1 protein-coding gene and 1 pseudogene are annotated in these 737 nt (G+C 65.9%); both read right to left on the reverse strand.

Annotation, left to right across the window (positions count from 1 at the left end):
- A pseudogene (locus ACNPM4_RS13135) lies at window positions 1–313 on the reverse strand (hypothetical protein); the annotation flags it as partial.
- Window positions 314–442: 129 nt separating this feature from the next.
- Window positions 443–737, reverse strand: a 295-nt coding sequence (locus ACNPM4_RS13140; protein ID WP_448985968.1) for a hypothetical protein, incomplete at its 5' end; no start/stop codon positions are given.

The raw sequence follows: 737 nt of genomic DNA on the forward strand, positions 1-737 counted from the left end.
GGATTCCGACGACCGGTCCGATCGGAATGACGATCAGCGACAGGAGCACCGCCTCGATCACGACGATCAACGCCACCGCGCGGACCTCATCGAACGAGCCGTAGGCGAACCGCCCGCGGTAGAGGGCCGTCGCGAATCCGACGGCCATCTGGATGACGCCGGCGGCGACCGCGAGCACGATCGTCGAGATCCACCCCTGAGCGTCCATCATGAACTCGAAGCGGAGAGCGATCGCCAGGACGACGCCGAAAGTCCAGGCGAGCCCATCGACCACCGCGGCCAGCATCCGGCGTCGCCGCTGCTTCACCGACACTTCGGACAATATTGGAATATTGCCGGTAGACACGTCGACAGACCCATCCGGAATCAAGATACGGAGCCCCCTCAGACTTATTCACTCTCCTGGAGATATGTTCTCACAGCGAATGAGCAGGTCTGTGCGTTAGGGCGTGCCCTCGCCGTCCGGCGGCGGATCGGTGCCGGGATCAGTTTCGCCGCTACCGGGGTCCGTGACCGGCGGAGTGACGCCGGTTCCCGGATCGGTGCTTCCCTCCGTGGGCGGATTCTGGGTCCCGTCGCCCTGCTGCTGTTGCTGCTGCGGCTGCCACTGATCCGCCTGCTCGCGCTGGTCACGCTCGATCTCGAACCGCAGCTGGTCCTCGGCCAACGCGACGAACGCGTCCCGGTAGGCCGCCAGCGCCGAACGTCCCTCGACCGTCCACAGATCCGCGGGGGGG

It is taken from the genome of Microbacterium umsixpiens (assembly GCF_053543675.1).